The organism is Aceticella sp. 75b-Ac (assembly GCF_056032965.2).
Genome location: NZ_CM190971.1, coordinates 360001 through 375415, shown reverse-complemented (window position 1 = coordinate 375415; position 15415 = coordinate 360001). Strand labels below are relative to the sequence as shown.

Genomic DNA, 15415 nt, shown 5'->3' with positions numbered 1-15415 from the left:
TCAATATAAATTAATCGTTTCTAAATAAACCTCTTTAGGATAAAAGCCAAGCTCAAAACTAAAATATGGTATCGGCTTCAATCTATATCTAACACTTGCTATATCAATATCCTTCACATCACAAGAGGTTGTAAAATATTTTTGTACAAAAGAGCCTAAAATAGGACCAGATAGATTTGCTAAAAACATTGCAGTAATTACATTAAGTATAGTTAATGTCCAGAATTTTAATATTAATATCAAAAAAATTAAAGAAAAAGCGAAATTAGTAATGGCAATTGTTGTACCACACCTTTTATGTATCGCCAATCTACATTCGCCGCTTTTCATCCTTTTTAAACCTACTCTTGCAGCATTTTCGACCAATTCAGCGCCAACATTTCCCCTTATTGCAAAACCATTTTCATCTGCAATACCACTCAATGAAAAAATACTATATGTTTCTTCAATAACATTAATAGTTGCATGTTCTAATGCATGATTTCGACGCAATTGCTTATTCATAGCTATTTTTATTATTTCACCGGGTATTGTTATTATACTAAAAAAAGACCTCAGCGTAAACTGAAGAAGCAAAAACAGTATATTTATAGTTAAAAAAATAATGATAGGAAAGAAAAGAAGAAGCAAAAAATACAATTTTTATTCCCTCCTATCTCTTAATATAAGTAATCTTATAAGTTGCATAATCGATACCAATGCAGCAGCAACATATGTCAATGCAGCTGCCCTTAAAACCTGCTGTGCAGGAACAATTTCTTCCCTTGTAAACAATCCATTTGTTTGCAATAAATGGATTGCCCTGTTACTGGCATTAAACTCGACAGGAAGTGTTATTACTTGAAAAATTACTGCAGCACTAAATAATATTATTCCTATATTTATTAAATTAGTCAGTCCAATTATAAATCCAATAACCACTAAAGGCCAAGCAAGAGTCGAGCCAAGATTTGCCACCGGCACAAGGCTATTTCTTACACTAAGCGGTATATATCCCTCTGCATGTTGTATTGCATGCCCGGTTTCATGTGCGGCAACACCAATCGCAGCAATTGATTCACTGTCATACACTGTTTCTGAAAGTCTCAATACCCTGCTTCGAGGATCATAATGATCGGTAAGATTTCCCGGAATCCTTTCAATCCTGACATTATATAATCCAGCACCATCCAAAAGCTTTCTTGCAACTTCGTATGCTTTATATCCATAACTATTTTTAACATGTGAATATTTTCCATAAGTGCTTTGAACTTTTGCCTGTGCATACATAGCAAATATCATAGCCGGTATTAATAATAATATTGTTGTATCCAAGAACATAAGTTAACCCCCAAAAATAAAATTTATTATAACTTTCTCAAGACTCTTAACATCAAAACATGTATTAAAGCATGGACCATTTGGTCTTTTATTTATTATACCATATACGGGGATTTTTTTCACATCTTTTATACCGCTTGTCAAATCTCTTTCACAAGCAATTGCAATAATAATCTTAGGTTTTATATCTGATACAACTTTTCTTGCAAGTGTACCGCCTGTCGCTACCGCAATTTTAACTCCGTATTTATCCTTTAATCTTAGTAGATCATTTATCTGACACTTGCCACATCTTCTGCAATTTTCAATATCATATGTAACTTTGAATTTACAATCACTATTTTGAATACAATGTGGAGATAAGATTAGTATGTCTTCCGGTTTATATTTCTTTTTTATTGAACTTACTAAAAGGTTATTAATTTCAATAAATGACCTTTGCAGTTTTTCCCTCTTGATGCCAATAATTTTTCCTATTATTAATAGTATCGGGTATGACATATCTACAGTATAAGTAATGAATGTATTTAATAGTTCATTTGTCTTTTTTTTATATATTGTGAAAACAACCGCAAATATTCCAATAGTAAAAAAAAGTCCAATAAAACAAAAAAACACAATTAATATTATAATAAACATATCATAAACATAAATACATCGGCTTTTAACAATATAATTTAGTATTATTATTATGAAAAATAGTAAAATAACCAGAAAGCTTAATAAATTTATAAATACTTTTTTTTCCCCTTGCAATATTATTTCCCCTTTAAAACAGTCCCTTTTGTAATATTATGTCCCCTTAAATATTCTTCAATACCCATTTTTCTTGTTCCTTCTGACTGAATTTCTAAAATTTTAAGGGCATCACAGCCACATTTTATAATAAGCTCATTATCTGATTTTAAAATCTTACCAGATTCATTATTACTATCATCAATTTTAACATCGGCTTTCCAAATTTTTAACATAAGCTCCTCATAAAATGTATAGCATCCCGGCCATGGACACATTCCCCTGATTTTATTTCTTATATCTACCGCATTTTTACTCCAATCAATAAGTCCCATAGATTTATTAAGTATAGGAGCATATGATGCTTCTTCCTCTTTTTGTTTTACTGGTTTTAGTAAACCTTTTATTAATTTATCTATCGTTTCTATAAGAACATCTCCACCAAGTATTGCCAATTTATCGTGAATAGTTTCCGCATCATCATCATCAAATATAGGAATAGATTTTTTCAATAACATATTACCAGTATCAAGCCCTTTATCCATATACATTGTTGTAATACCTGTTTCCTTTTCTCCATTTATTATAGCCCAGTTAATAGGTGCTGCACCTCTATATTTGGGCAAAAGGGATGCATGAACATTTATACAGCCATAAGAAGGCAAGTTTAAAATAGCTTCAGGCAGTATCTTCCCATATGCAACAACAATGATAAAATCCGGTGATAAATCTTTTAATTTATCTACAAAATCTATATTATCTTTAAGTTTATCAGGCTGCAAAACTTTTATATTATTTTCTAATGCAAATTGTTTCACATGAGGAAAAATAATTTTTTTCCCCCTGCCCTTTGGTTTGTCTGGTTGTGTAACAACTGCTAATACATCATAGCCTGCTTCAAGTATTTTTTTTAGTGATGGCACTGCAAATTCTGGTGTACCCATAAAAACAACTTTCAAATCATTCCACCTCTAACTCTTCTCTTTCATTGATAATTTTTAAGGCCTTATCAACAAAAAGTACTCCATTTAAGTGATCAATCTCATGTGTAAGTGCTCTTGCAAGCAAATCTTCCCCTTCAATCTCTTTTATATTCCCTTCTCTGTCAAGATATTTAACTTTTACTTTCTTTGGTCTTTTCACTTCACCTGTCGTATTAGGAACGCTTAAGCAGCCTTCTATCCCAATCTGTTCGCCTTCTTCATATATCAATTCGGGATTAATAAGCTCAAGCAATCCTTCTCCAACATCTATAACAACAATTCTTCTTAAAATGCCAATCTGATTTGCTGCAAGTCCAACGCCATCTGCATTATACATGGTTTCAGCCATATCATCAATTATTGTAATAATATGTGAATCAATTTTGTCAACCTTTTTAGCTTTTTTCCTTAATACAGGATCCCCTATTGTTCTAACATATCTTAATGCCATTGTTTTACCTCCTCATAACATATTTATTGGATCTATGTCCATTGCAATCTTTATATCATTGTCATATTTAATCAAACCAACTACATCTGCAATTTTTAATAAATTATTTCTATCCTCATTTTTTATTATAATTTGCCATCTATAATTATTTTTTATTTTTTCTAATGGTGCAGATGATGGTCCTAATACTTTATTATAACTTTTTATTTCAAATTTGTTAATAGTATTTTTGACTACATTATAAATTTTTGCAGCATTTTCTACAACCTTCTGTTTTTCCTTTCCATATATCACAATATTCATCAGATGTGTAAATGGAGGATATTTGAATATTTCTCTATATTGAATCTCTTCATTATAGAACATTAGATAATTCTGTAGCTTAGCAGCTTTAATGCTGTAATTGTTATCTTCATATGTTTGTATTATTACCCTTCCAGCTTTTTCACCTCTACCTGCCCTTCCGGCAACCTGTGTTAGCAATTGAAAGGTTTTTTCGCCCGACCTGAAATCAGGAATATTTAAAGTAACATCTGCAAGTATAACTCCTACAAGTGTAACATTAGGTATATCAAATCCTTTAGATATCATTTGAGTACCAATTAATATATCCGCTTTACCATTTTTAAAATCATAAAAAATCCTTTCATGAGAACCCTTTGTTTTAGTTGTATCAACATCCATTCTTAATATCCTGCTTTCTGGAAAATATTTCTTTACATCATTTTCGATACGTTCCGTCCCTATTCCAAGATGTCTTATCCTGTTGCTTTTACATTTTGGACAATATTCGAACATATTTATGCTATACCCACAATAATGACATCTGAGTTTTTTTTCATATGCATGAAATGTAAGTGATATATCACAATTTGGACATTTAGGAACATAACCGCAGTTTCTGCAGGATACAAAAGAGGAAAAACCTCTTCTGTTTAAAAATAATATTGTCTGCTCTCCTCTACATAAATTTAATTTAATTTCATTATACAATCTTCTGCTAAAAATCGAGTTATTTCCTGATGAAAGCTCATCACTCATATTAATGACATCGACTTCTGGAAGAGATATACCAATCCTTTCCGATAATTTTATTAATTTGTATTCACTTTTTATTGCTTTATAATATGATTCTATTGAGGGAGTTGCAGAGCCTAAAACCAATACTGCATTTTCTATTTCACATCTTTTTTCAGCAACTTCCTTTACATTGTATTTAGGTCTTAAATCTGACTGCTTATATGTACCCTCATGTTCTTCATCTATTATAACAAGACCTAAATCTGAAAAAGGGGCAAAAATTGCATTTCTTACCCCAACAACAACTTTAACTTCACCTTTTTTTATTTTTCTCCATTCATCAAATCGTTCTCCTTGTGATAATCTACTATGCATTACAGCAACTAAGTTTCCAAAACGCCCAATAAATCTTTCTATTGTCTGGGGAGTAAGAGATATCTCTGGCACAAGTACAATTGAGCTTTTCCCAAGTTCTATACATCTCTCAATAAGCTGTAAGTATACTTCAGTTTTTCCACTTCCAGTTACACCAAACAGCAAAAATTTATTAAACAGATTACTATCTATAGAATCTTTAATTATATTTATTGCTTGTTTCTGTTCCGATGTTGGCTTTAAGGGTTCTGTTTTTATAAATTTACTTGCTTTATATCTATTTATCTCTTCATCAAATATTTCTATGTAGCCTTTTTTCTCTAACGCCTTTACAGATGAATAACTTATATTAAGGTTTTTTAGTAAATCTGATAAATTGATACAATTATTTTCTAATAAATAATTTAGTATTTCCAACTGCCTTGGTGCCCTATCTGAAATGTTTTCAGGTATTGAATTAATGAGTAATCTTACTTTTTTAACTTCCTTACAGCCCTGATTGATACCCGCAGGCATTATACACTGAAGGCTTTCCGAAAAAAAACAATTGTAATATTCCTTAATCCACCATGCGAGTTTCAGCATCTTTTCATCAAAGATGCTGAAATCATCAAGTATTTTATATATCTCTTTAAGTTTTTTATCAGAGATATTTGTATTATCTGTTATATTTATAACATAGCCCTCTACAATCCTATTTCTAAATGGAACTGCTACTCTAATACCAACATTTATATTATTCATTTTTTCAGGTACCTTATATGTAAATATCTTATCTGTATTTCGTGACTTGACGTCAACAATTACCCCTGCGTACATAATAACCTCCGCTGAAAAACACAAAAACCCCTAAATAATTTTTTTTATTTCATCTAATATTATATGAGCAACCTTTGCTTTTGACATTATCGAATATTTTTTTACATTAAAATTTCTATCAATAATTTGTACTATATTCGTATCTTTATTAAATCCTGCGCCTTCTTGTAAAATATCATTTGCCACAATTAAATCAAGATTTTTCTTGATTATTTTGCTTTTAGCATTTTCTATTAAATTCTCTGTTTCTGCTGCAAATCCCACAAGTATCTTTTTCCCTTTTTCTTTACCAATTTCATAGAGAATATCAGGATTTCTAATGAGTTTAATACATAAATCTTCATCCATTTTTTTTATTTTATTTTTTTCCTTTTTTTCAGGTCTGTAATCAGCAACAGCAGCAGCACAAACAACAACATCTGCATTTGAGATATTGTCTATTACCGCATTATACATCTGAATTGCCGTATCCACCCTGATAAGCTTAACTCCATAAGGCTTTGCAAGATTTGTAGGACCTGAAATAAGCACTACATCAGCTCCACGTAAAATTCCCGCCTTTGCAATTTCATAACCCATTTTACCTGTAGAAGGATTTGTTATATATCTGATAGGGTCAATTGGTTCTATTGTCGGTCCTGCAGTTATTAATAGTCTTTTGCCAATAAGGTCTTTTTTGACATTGCTATTCAGTAAATCACAAATCTTGTTTTCAATAATCCGCACATCCGCAAGTTTACCCGCACCAAAAGCACCGCAAGCTAACCTTCCTTCTTCAGGATTAACAAATATATAACCATAGTTTTTGAGTTTTTCAATATTACCTTGCGTAATTGGATTTAAATACATATTAGTATTCATAGCAGGTGCAAGCAATACCCTGCTTTTTGTAGCCATTAGCGTTGTTGAAAGCATATCATCTGCTATTCCATTAGCAAGTTTACCAATTATATTTGCAGTAGCTGGAACTACTGCAAATAAATCTGCTTTTTCAGCCAATGCAATATGTTCAATTTCCCAATATTTTGGACTTTCAAACATATCAGTTACAACTTTGTTATGAGATAAAGCTTCAAATGTCAATGGAGATATAAATTTAGTAGCAGATTCTGTCATAATAACATCGACATTAATGCCTTTTTTAATAAGACGTGAAAGTAGGTCAACCGCCTTATATGCCGCTATACCTCCTGTAACACCTAAAACAAGATTTTTGCTTTCAGACATTCTCATACCCTCTATTTAATACCAAATTTTTGTCTTTCAAAAGTAATATAGCCTTGTGCCACCTCTTCGGTTGCAATTGTAACAGGCTTGTTTGAGTCTGAATATATAAGGCTTTCTTCCCCATCTATAAGTTGTCTTGCTCTTTTAGCAACCAAAGCACATAAGGTATATTTGCTATCAATTCTTTTCATTAAATCAACAATTGATGGATATAATATCATTTATTGCCCCTCCTTAATTTTTAAATATAAACCCTTATTACGGTCTACACGACATTTTTCCGCAACAATAATCGCTTTTATTTTTTCAACAGCATTATCTACATCATCATTTATAACAACATAATTATACCTTGAAACAAAATTTATTTCTTCATATGCACACTTAAACCGTTTTAAAATTTCTTCTTCTGTTTCAGTCCCGCGTTTCTTTATTCTGTTTTTAAGTTCCTCCATTGAGGGCGGTAAAATAAATACAAATACCCCTTCAGGAAATTTATCTTTTACTTTCAAAGCACCTTGAATATCAATTTCAAGAATTACATCAAACCCTTCTTCAATATTTTTTAGCACAAAATCTTTTGGTGTTCCATAATAATTATCATAAACCTTAGCCCATTCCAATAATTTATCTTCTTCGATTAAATTTTTGAATTTATCTACTGTTGTAAAAAAATAATTTTTTCCATCTGTTTCTCCAACTCTTGGCTTTCTTGTTGTTGTAGATATACTTAATTTTATATTATTTTCATTTTTAAGTAAAGCTTTAGCTATAGTACCTTTACCAGCACCAGAAGGACCAGATAAAACAATCAGCAAGCCCTTTTTAAACAACAAAACCCCTCCTTATTCCTCTACATCATCTATGATGTCTTCATCAATATCCTTATAATTGAGTCTGTTAGCAACCGTTTCAGGTTGAACTGCAGATAAAATAATATGATCACTGTCTGTTATTATTACTGCCCTTGTCCTTCTTCCATATGTTGCATCTATTAACATCCCCCTATCCCTTGCTTCCTGAATAATTCTTTTAATAGGGGCAGACTCCGGACTTACTATTGCAATAAGACGATTTGCAGATATTATATTCCCGAAGCCTATATTTATCAGTTTAATTGACATATGTTTTCCTCCCTATTCGATGTTTTGAACTTGCTCTCTTATTTTCTCGATTTCATGTTTAGAATCTATCACACTATTTGATATTTCCAGGTCTATAGATTTTGCTCCTATTGTATTAACCTCCCTGTTCATCTCCTGTGTGATAAAATCCAATTTCTTACCAACCGGATGATTGCTTTCCATAGAGGTTTTAAACTGTATTATATGACTTTTTAATCTTGTAATTTCTTCAGCTATACTTATCCTATCAGCCATCAAAGCAACTTCTGTCATTAATCTATACTGATCAAAATCTCCATTCGTAAGTTCTTCAATTCGCGACCTTAATTTATCTCTGTAAGTATCTATCATTAGAGAGCTTCTTTTTTCTATCTTGTCAGATATCTCATTTAAAATATCAAGATTTTTACATATATCATTATGCAATTTTATGCCCTCTCTTATCCTCATGTCAACAAGATTATTTATTGAATCAATTAAAGCAGACTTTAAAACTTCCCATACTTCATTTAAATTAATATCCACACTTTTCACTTTGATGATTTCTGGAAATAATAATATATCCCTAACTTTAATATTTTCATCAGGAAGATAATTTTGCTTTATGTATTTAATAATTTCAAAATATTGATTCAAAAGACTTTTGTCAACTTCAAGGGTATTAATACTTCTATCATACGTTTCAAAGAAAATATTAACTTCCACCCTGCCTCTTAATATATTATTTGTTATAACATTCCTAATCCTGTCTTCTAAGCCGCTTAAAAGTTTTGGAAGTCTATATACCACATCTAAAAAACGATGATTAACGGTTTTTATTTCAACATTGATATAAAAACCGTTCTTTCTTATCTCCCCTCTTCCAAAACCCGTCATGCTTTTCAACATTATATCACCTTTTTCATATTATTATCAATTTTTTTAATATTTAAACTGTACTTGTTTCACCTCTAAAAACTTCTTCAGCTTTTCCTGTTAAATATACATTGTTATATTCTGACCATTCAACAAATAAATCACCACATTTAAAATGGACATAAACATTTCTATCTGTTTTTTCAGTGACAGCAGCAGCCACAGCAGATGCACATGCACCACTTCCACATGCAAGTGTAAGCCCTGCACCTCTTTCCCATGTTCTTACTGTTATATTATTCCTGTCTTCGACCTTAACAAAGTCAACATTTGTTCCACGTGGAAATATATGTAATTTCTCTACTATAGGGCCTATATTAAGTACCATATTTTCATCAATTGCATCAACAAAGATTATTGTGTGTGGAACACCTATAAGTACGGACGTTATATTATAGGTACGTCCATTTAACTTAATAGGTTCGTTTATAAATGATTTTTTTTCCGTCTTTACAGGTATTTCACTTGCTTTAAAAATTGGATTTCCCATAGATACCCTTACCTTATCCACTATTCCGTTGTTAAAAATAATTTCAGGCATAATAACTCCAGAAAGGGTTTCTACCGTCATTTTTTCTTTTTTTACAATTCCTCTTTCATAAACGTATTTTGCAAAACATCTTGCTCCATTACCACACATTTCAGCCTCAGTTCCATCTGAATTAAATATTCTCATTCTAATATCTGCAATTCCTGAAGGTTCAACTATCAATAAACCATCTGCACCTATACCAAAATGTCTATTACATAATTTTACTGCTAAATTTTTATATTCAATTTCTTTATTAATTTCCAAAGCATTTATAACAATAAAATCATTTCCTAATCCACTCATTTTAGTAAACTTCATATTTTAATCACTCCACTTATAAAGTTCATTACATAAAATATATTATAACACAAAAAAGGCTAAAATGCTTAGCCTTTTAAAGAAAATTCAAGAAAAATCCCTTATAATACGATTGCAAGACCTATAGATGCCAAAAATCCCATAATACTACCAAAATAAAATGGAGCCTGAACACCTATTTTATCCCAAAGCAGTCCAGCTATTAAAGAAGCAGGAAGTAGACCTATACCTGTAAATGTTGCATGAAGTCCTATTAAAGTCGCTTTTACATTTTCAGGTGCAATCTCTGCTACAAGAGCTTTCTCTACCCCTTCAGTAAATGCTATATATAACCCATAAACAGAAAATAAAGCCCACATTGCACTTTCAAATCCAAATACAGCAAAACCGAGATAAACTAAACCATAAATAAAATATCCTGCTGTTAATAATTTTTTTCTCCCTATCTTATCCGATAATCTTCCCAGCGGATAAGAAAATAACATATAAATAACATTATATACTAAATACAAAAGTATAACCGTTGAATCGTTAAAACCAACATTTTTTGCTCTTAAAAGCAAAAATTGATTTGAAGAATTTCCAAGAGCAAATATTAGAATAACAATTAAAAACATTTTAAGCTTTTTATCAAGTACTTTCCATGAAAATGATAATTTTTTACTTGTTTTCTTTTTAATAGGGCTTTCTTTGGCAAAAAACAATACAATAACACCTAAAACAGCTGGTATCAAGGAATACATAAATACAGCTGTATAATCACCTTTATAAGATGTTAAAAAATAATATGCTAAAATTACACCAAGACATGCCCCAAGCGTATCCATAGCCCTATGTAGTCCATATCCAGTCCCCATCTTATTGTTATCAACAGTTTCTGCAATAAGTGCATCCCTTGGCGCAGTCCGTATACCTTTCCCAAAACGATCACTGGTTCTTCCAAGAAAAACCCACCCCCAACCTGTTGCAAATAACAGAAATATCTTGCCTAATGTTGAAGAGGCATATCCGGCTATAGCCAGAGGCTTCCTCTTCCCAATTTTATCCGATATATATCCTGAAAATACTTTCAGGATACTTGCAAGGCTTTCTGCTACACCTTCAATCAAACCAACTATGGCAGGACTCGCTCCAAGTCGTGTCATTAAAAACAAAGGAATGAGTGGATATACCATTTCGGAGGATATATCCGTTAAAAAACTGGTTATACCGAGAATAATAACATTTAACATGATAACACCCCATTATTCATTTTTTTTATATTTTTCATAAACAAGTGATGCAAATAACTCAAAATCTTTATCTGCTTTTTCCAAAAGAGTTTTTACTTCATTCTTTATTTCAGTATTAAATATATCTCTTTTTTCAATATTATCAAACCATTTATGTAACTTGTTTAATTCATCTTCATTTTCTTCAAGTTCAGCATATGTTAAATTACTCCTGCCAATTTCCACTTTTATTTCTCTAAAAAAGGCTTCGCACTGTTCCTTTACCTCAAGATACTCTTCAATCCTTTGCTTGTTAAATTTTTCTATAATATTTTTTTCTATTTCATCTTCTGTTGTTTCTGTTATAAATGAATAAAAATCACCATTTAACTTAGATATTTCATCTTTTAAAATTTCAACCTTATTCAAAAAATCTTTATTATATGGTACTATACAAACAGATTGCTGTAAATATAATGCTCCCATCTTTTTGACTTTTCTCCATACTGTAACCCTTGCAGTAGAAGAATCAGAAGGAACTTTATATGAAAACAAAAGCCATTTCATGTGCTTCAATCCACCTCCAACTTTAAAATAATTCTATTTATTAATTGTAACAATCGTTTCATTAAATGTCAATTTATATTTTAGCCAATTAATGATATACTTATAACATATGGAGGTATGTATTTATGGCATTAGATGGTATTACTTTAAACGCAATCATATATGAAATATCGGAAAATTTAATAGGTGGAAAAATTGATAAGATATATCAACCGGAAAAAGATGAAATCATTTTAACGATACGCAATAGGAGTAAAAACTATAAATTGTTGTTATCTGCAAATGCCAATTATCCAAGAATGTATCTTACAGATGAAAATAAAGAAAATCCTGCAAAGCCGCCGATGTTTTGTATGTTAATGAGAAAATATTTACAGGGTGGAAAAATTACGGACATAAGGCAGATTGATCTTGATAGAGTTGCAGAGATTGATGTTGAAAGTCGTGATGAATTTGAAAACCAGCTTGTTAAAACAATTATAATCGAAATCATGGGAAGACATAGCAATATAATTTTAATAGATAAAGAAGATAGAACAATAATAGACAGTATTAAAAGAGTTTATCCAGACATGAGCAAGATAAGGGAAGTATTGCCGGGAAGAAAATATGAATATCCACCCTTACAAGATAAATTGAATTTATTATCAATTAATAAAATAGATTTTACAAGGTATATCAAATCCTTTAAAAATAAAAAAATAGATAAGGCTTTAGTAGATATACTACAGGGCATAAGCCCCGTTCTTGGACGTGAAATAGCTTTTAGGGCAAGAGTAAATGACAAATATGTTGAAGAACTTACAGAGAATGAATTAAATACATTATTTAGTGAAATAGAAAATATTAAAGATGTTATCATAAATCATAATTATAAACCTTGTATTGCATATTACAAAGGAGATATTTTAGATTTTTCCTGCATTGAACTAAAACAGTATGATAATATAGTTTTATTTGACAATAACAATAAAACTGCATATGAATTTTTTAAAGAAAAAGCGAATGTTGAAAATATAAAGACACGTGCACACGACTTAAAAAAGATAATTCAAATACATCTTGATAGATTATACAACAAGATTGAAAAACAAAATGAAGAAATAATTAATGCTGAAAATGCAGACATATATAGGATATATGGTGAGCTTATTATTGCAAATATGCATATGCTTTATAAAGGAATGGAAAATCTTAAGACGGTTAATTATTATACTAATAAAGAAGTTATCGTACCTCTCGATAAAAGATTTTCTCCTTCTGACAATGCACAAAAATATTTTAAAAAATACAATAAGGCAAAAAATGCTATAGAAATACTGAAAAGACAAATAGAAGAAACCAAAATAGAGATAGAATATTTAGAAGGACAGCTTGTTAATTTAGAGCAGTGTACATTGCCATCCGAAATTGAAGAGGTCAAAGAGGAACTAACAGAAGAAGGATATATAAAGAAACATATACAAAAATCAAAGCAAAAAAAGGCTCCTTCTAAGCCATTGCATTTTATCTCAAAAGATGGATATGATATTTATATTGGAAAAAACAATATACAAAATGAATATTTAACAATGAAATTTGCATCACCAAATGATATATGGCTTCACACTAAAAATATCCCAGGTTCACATGTTATTATAAAAAATATAAATAACAATATTCCTGAAACAACTTTAATTGAAGCCGCGAAATTAGCAGCAGCTCACAGTAAAGCCAAAGATTCATCAAACGTACCAGTTGACTTTACATACAGAAAATATGTCAAAAAACCCTCTGGTTCAAAACCGGGTTTTGTAATTTATATAAATCAGAAAACCCTATACGTAACACCTTCGAATAAGCAGGATTAATCCACCTGCTTATTATTTATGAATGGTACAGCAATTATCGGTATATATTCTCTCTTATTATTCTCAATTTTGCTTTCCATTAAGTATACATTTGATATGGCAATAGGTTTTGTATTAAAATTAAAAATATTATTTATATTATCAATATCTTTTGTCAACAGAATATCCCTTCCTATTGTAATGTGTGCCTTGTATTTTCTATCATCTCTTTTAAAACCGGCTTTTCTTAATTCTTCATTTATTTTATTATGTAATGAAATTATATTTTTATCCTCTTCAATACCTATCCATAAAATCCTATAACTATTATTTCCTTTAAAACAACCTATATGACTTAATTTAATCATAAAAGGTATAAAATTTATTACTGACTTCTCTACTGCCTGCTTTATTTTGCTAATATCATCAACATTAGTTTCACCAAAGAATTTAATAGTTATATGGAAATTATCTTTATGTATCCATCTTCCTTTTACTGTATATTTTTTTAATTTATTTTGCAAATTATAAATATCGTTAACAGCTTCATCACTTATTTTTAATGCTAAAAATGTTCTCATATTTACCTCCATAATTAATTATGTATGTTATTATTTCCCTGGAAATATTTATCATGCTTATATACTTTTTTTAAAATTATATCATAAACTAAACCAAAAGAGGTAGTCCGTTTAAAACGGACTACCTCTTTATTTAAATTTTATCCGGCAGCGTCCTACTCTCCCGCTTACGCAGTACCATCGGCGCTGGAGGGCTTCACTTCCGTGTTCGGTATGGGAACGGGTTTTTAACCTCCGCTATTGCCACCGGAAATCTTTTGTTCATCTCTTTATGCATATGTTATTGAAAAAATCTCTTTCATTAATTCTTCTTTCGAAAAATATTATTTCCGTTCGCAAATTGTGTTTTCTATATATCATCGTTTCATTCCGCTTGTTTGGCTAACGCCGTCTATGCGCTGTGACGGCTTTCGCTTTCGCTCATACGCCAAACTACGCTACATTCATCGTGATATATCACGAAAGCTTCATTAATCGTTCGCTTTTGATAGATTTTTTCTCCATATATGCTTTCATATATGAACTTTGATAACTGCACAATGCTTTTTGTGGTCAAGTCCTCGACTTATTAGTACCGGTCAGCTGAAAGTATTTCTACTCTTACACCTCCGGCCTATCTACCTCGTCTTCTTCAAGGTGTCTTATCCTTTTCAGGTGGGAAATCTTATCTTGAGGTGGGTTTCACGCTTAGATGCTTTCAGCGTTTATCCCTTCCAAACTTGGCTACCCAGCTGTGCATCTGGCGATGCAACTGGTACACCATCGGTTCGTCAATCCCGGTCCTCTCGTACTAAGGACTGATCCTCTCAAATTTCCTGCGCCCGCGACGGATAGGGACCGAACTGTCTCACGACGTTCTGAACCCAGCTCGCGTACCGCTTTAATGGGCGAACAGCCCAACCCTTGGGACCTACTTCAGCCCCAGGATGCGATGAGCCGACATCGAGGTGCCAAACCTCCCCGTCGATGTGGACTCTTGGGGGAGATCAGCCTGTTATCCCCAGGGTAGCTTTTATCCGTTGAGCGACGGCAATCCCATTCTCTACCGCCGGATCACTAAGCCCGACTTTCGTCCCTGCTCGTCTTGTTGGACTCACAGTTAGGCTACCTTCTGCCTTTGCACTCTCTCGCGCGATTTCCAACCGCGCTGAGGTAACCTTTGGGCGCCTCCGTTACTCTTTTGGAGGCGACCGCCCCAGTCAAACTGCCCGCCTGTCAGTGTCCATATGCCGGCTTACGGCTTATATGTTAGAATTTCGGTAATCTCGGGGTGGTATCCCAACGTCGGCTCCGGTAAGGCTTGCGCCCTACTTTCTCCGCCTCCCACCTATCCTGTACGGAAATTACTAAAATCCAGTGACAAGCTGCAGTAAAGCTCCATGGGGTCTTTCTGTCCTGTCGCGGGTAA

At 31.9% G+C, this 15415-nt stretch carries 16 protein-coding genes and 2 rRNA genes (1 of these 18 cut by a window edge); 1 reads left to right on the top strand and 17 read right to left on the bottom strand.

Annotated features, from left to right (window positions below; genetic code table 11):
- The 14 genes from AC0LWJ_RS01955 to AC0LWJ_RS01890 form a co-directional block, all read right to left on the bottom strand.
- Positions 1-639 (bottom strand): DUF6391 domain-containing protein, encoded by a 639-nt coding sequence (locus AC0LWJ_RS01955; protein ID WP_474237044.1) that lies wholly within the window; start codon positions 637-639, stop codon positions 1-3.
- Positions 640-642: 3 nt separating this feature from the next.
- Positions 643-1320, bottom strand: coding sequence for a zinc metallopeptidase (locus AC0LWJ_RS01950; RefSeq protein ID WP_474237045.1), 678 nt, complete (start codon positions 1318-1320; stop codon positions 643-645).
- A gap of 3 nt (positions 1321-1323) precedes the next feature.
- Entirely contained in the window at positions 1324-1959 is a 636-nt protein-coding gene (locus AC0LWJ_RS01945) for a DUF116 domain-containing protein (RefSeq protein ID WP_474237046.1), read from the bottom strand.
- A 119-nt stretch (positions 1960-2078) separates the two neighbouring features.
- Entirely contained in the window at positions 2079-3014 is a 936-nt protein-coding gene (fmt, locus tag AC0LWJ_RS01940) for a methionyl-tRNA formyltransferase (RefSeq protein ID WP_474237047.1), read from the bottom strand.
- Position 3015: 1 nt separating this feature from the next.
- Entirely contained in the window at positions 3016-3489 is a 474-nt protein-coding gene (def, locus tag AC0LWJ_RS01935; RefSeq protein ID WP_474237048.1) for a peptide deformylase, read from the bottom strand.
- 12 nt (positions 3490-3501) lie between these two features.
- Complete coding sequence (gene priA, locus AC0LWJ_RS01930) at positions 3502-5703, bottom strand: primosomal protein N' (RefSeq protein ID WP_474237049.1); 2202 nt, start codon at positions 5701-5703, stop codon at positions 3502-3504.
- Positions 5704-5733: 30 nt separating this feature from the next.
- Positions 5734-6930: a bifunctional phosphopantothenoylcysteine decarboxylase/phosphopantothenate--cysteine ligase CoaBC gene (gene coaBC / locus AC0LWJ_RS01925; protein ID WP_474237050.1), complete on the bottom strand. Its 1197-nt coding sequence runs from the start codon at positions 6928-6930 to the stop codon at positions 5734-5736.
- A gap of 11 nt (positions 6931-6941) precedes the next feature.
- The gene (gene rpoZ, locus AC0LWJ_RS01920) at positions 6942-7151 is read right to left on the bottom strand and encodes a DNA-directed RNA polymerase subunit omega (protein ID WP_284679357.1); all 210 of its coding nucleotides are present in this window, start codon (positions 7149-7151) and stop codon (positions 6942-6944) included.
- Positions 7152-7763: a guanylate kinase gene (gene gmk, locus AC0LWJ_RS01915; RefSeq protein WP_474237051.1), complete on the bottom strand. Its 612-nt coding sequence runs from the start codon at positions 7761-7763 to the stop codon at positions 7152-7154.
- 12 nt (positions 7764-7775) lie between these two features.
- Complete coding sequence (remA, locus tag AC0LWJ_RS01910; RefSeq protein ID WP_284679359.1) at positions 7776-8054, bottom strand: extracellular matrix/biofilm regulator RemA; 279 nt, start codon at positions 8052-8054, stop codon at positions 7776-7778.
- 12 nt (positions 8055-8066) lie between these two features.
- Positions 8067-8942: a YicC/YloC family endoribonuclease gene (locus AC0LWJ_RS01905; protein WP_474237052.1), complete on the bottom strand. Its 876-nt coding sequence runs from the start codon at positions 8940-8942 to the stop codon at positions 8067-8069.
- 40 nt (positions 8943-8982) lie between these two features.
- Complete coding sequence (gene dapF, locus AC0LWJ_RS01900; RefSeq protein ID WP_474237053.1) at positions 8983-9819, bottom strand: diaminopimelate epimerase; 837 nt, start codon at positions 9817-9819, stop codon at positions 8983-8985.
- A gap of 101 nt (positions 9820-9920) precedes the next feature.
- Positions 9921-11051, bottom strand: coding sequence for an MFS transporter (locus tag AC0LWJ_RS01895; RefSeq protein WP_474237054.1), 1131 nt, complete (start codon positions 11049-11051; stop codon positions 9921-9923).
- 12 nt (positions 11052-11063) lie between these two features.
- Positions 11064-11597 carry a Chromate resistance protein ChrB gene (locus AC0LWJ_RS01890; RefSeq protein WP_474237055.1) on the bottom strand — a complete coding sequence of 178 codons (534 nt, stop codon included), beginning with the start codon at positions 11595-11597 and terminating at the stop codon, positions 11064-11066.
- A 125-nt stretch (positions 11598-11722) separates the two neighbouring features.
- Here AC0LWJ_RS01890 and AC0LWJ_RS01885 point away from each other — a divergent pair, with 125 nt between their 5' ends.
- Positions 11723-13447, top strand: a complete 1725-nt coding sequence (locus AC0LWJ_RS01885) for an Rqc2 family fibronectin-binding protein (protein WP_474237056.1) — start codon at positions 11723-11725, stop codon at positions 13445-13447.
- On the opposite strand, the gene thpR is transcribed toward AC0LWJ_RS01885, so the two are convergent.
- From thpR to AC0LWJ_RS01870, 3 genes are all read right to left on the bottom strand, one after another.
- Positions 13444-14007, bottom strand: a complete 564-nt coding sequence (gene thpR, locus AC0LWJ_RS01880; RefSeq protein ID WP_474237057.1) for an RNA 2',3'-cyclic phosphodiesterase — start codon at positions 14005-14007, stop codon at positions 13444-13446. The two genes, AC0LWJ_RS01885 and thpR, sit on opposite strands and share 4 nt — an antisense overlap.
- 142 nt (positions 14008-14149) lie before the next feature.
- Positions 14150-14258, bottom strand: a 5S ribosomal RNA gene (gene rrf, locus AC0LWJ_RS01875).
- A gap of 297 nt (positions 14259-14555) precedes the next feature.
- Positions 14556-15415, bottom strand: a 23S ribosomal RNA gene (locus AC0LWJ_RS01870); it runs 2017 nt beyond the window's last position.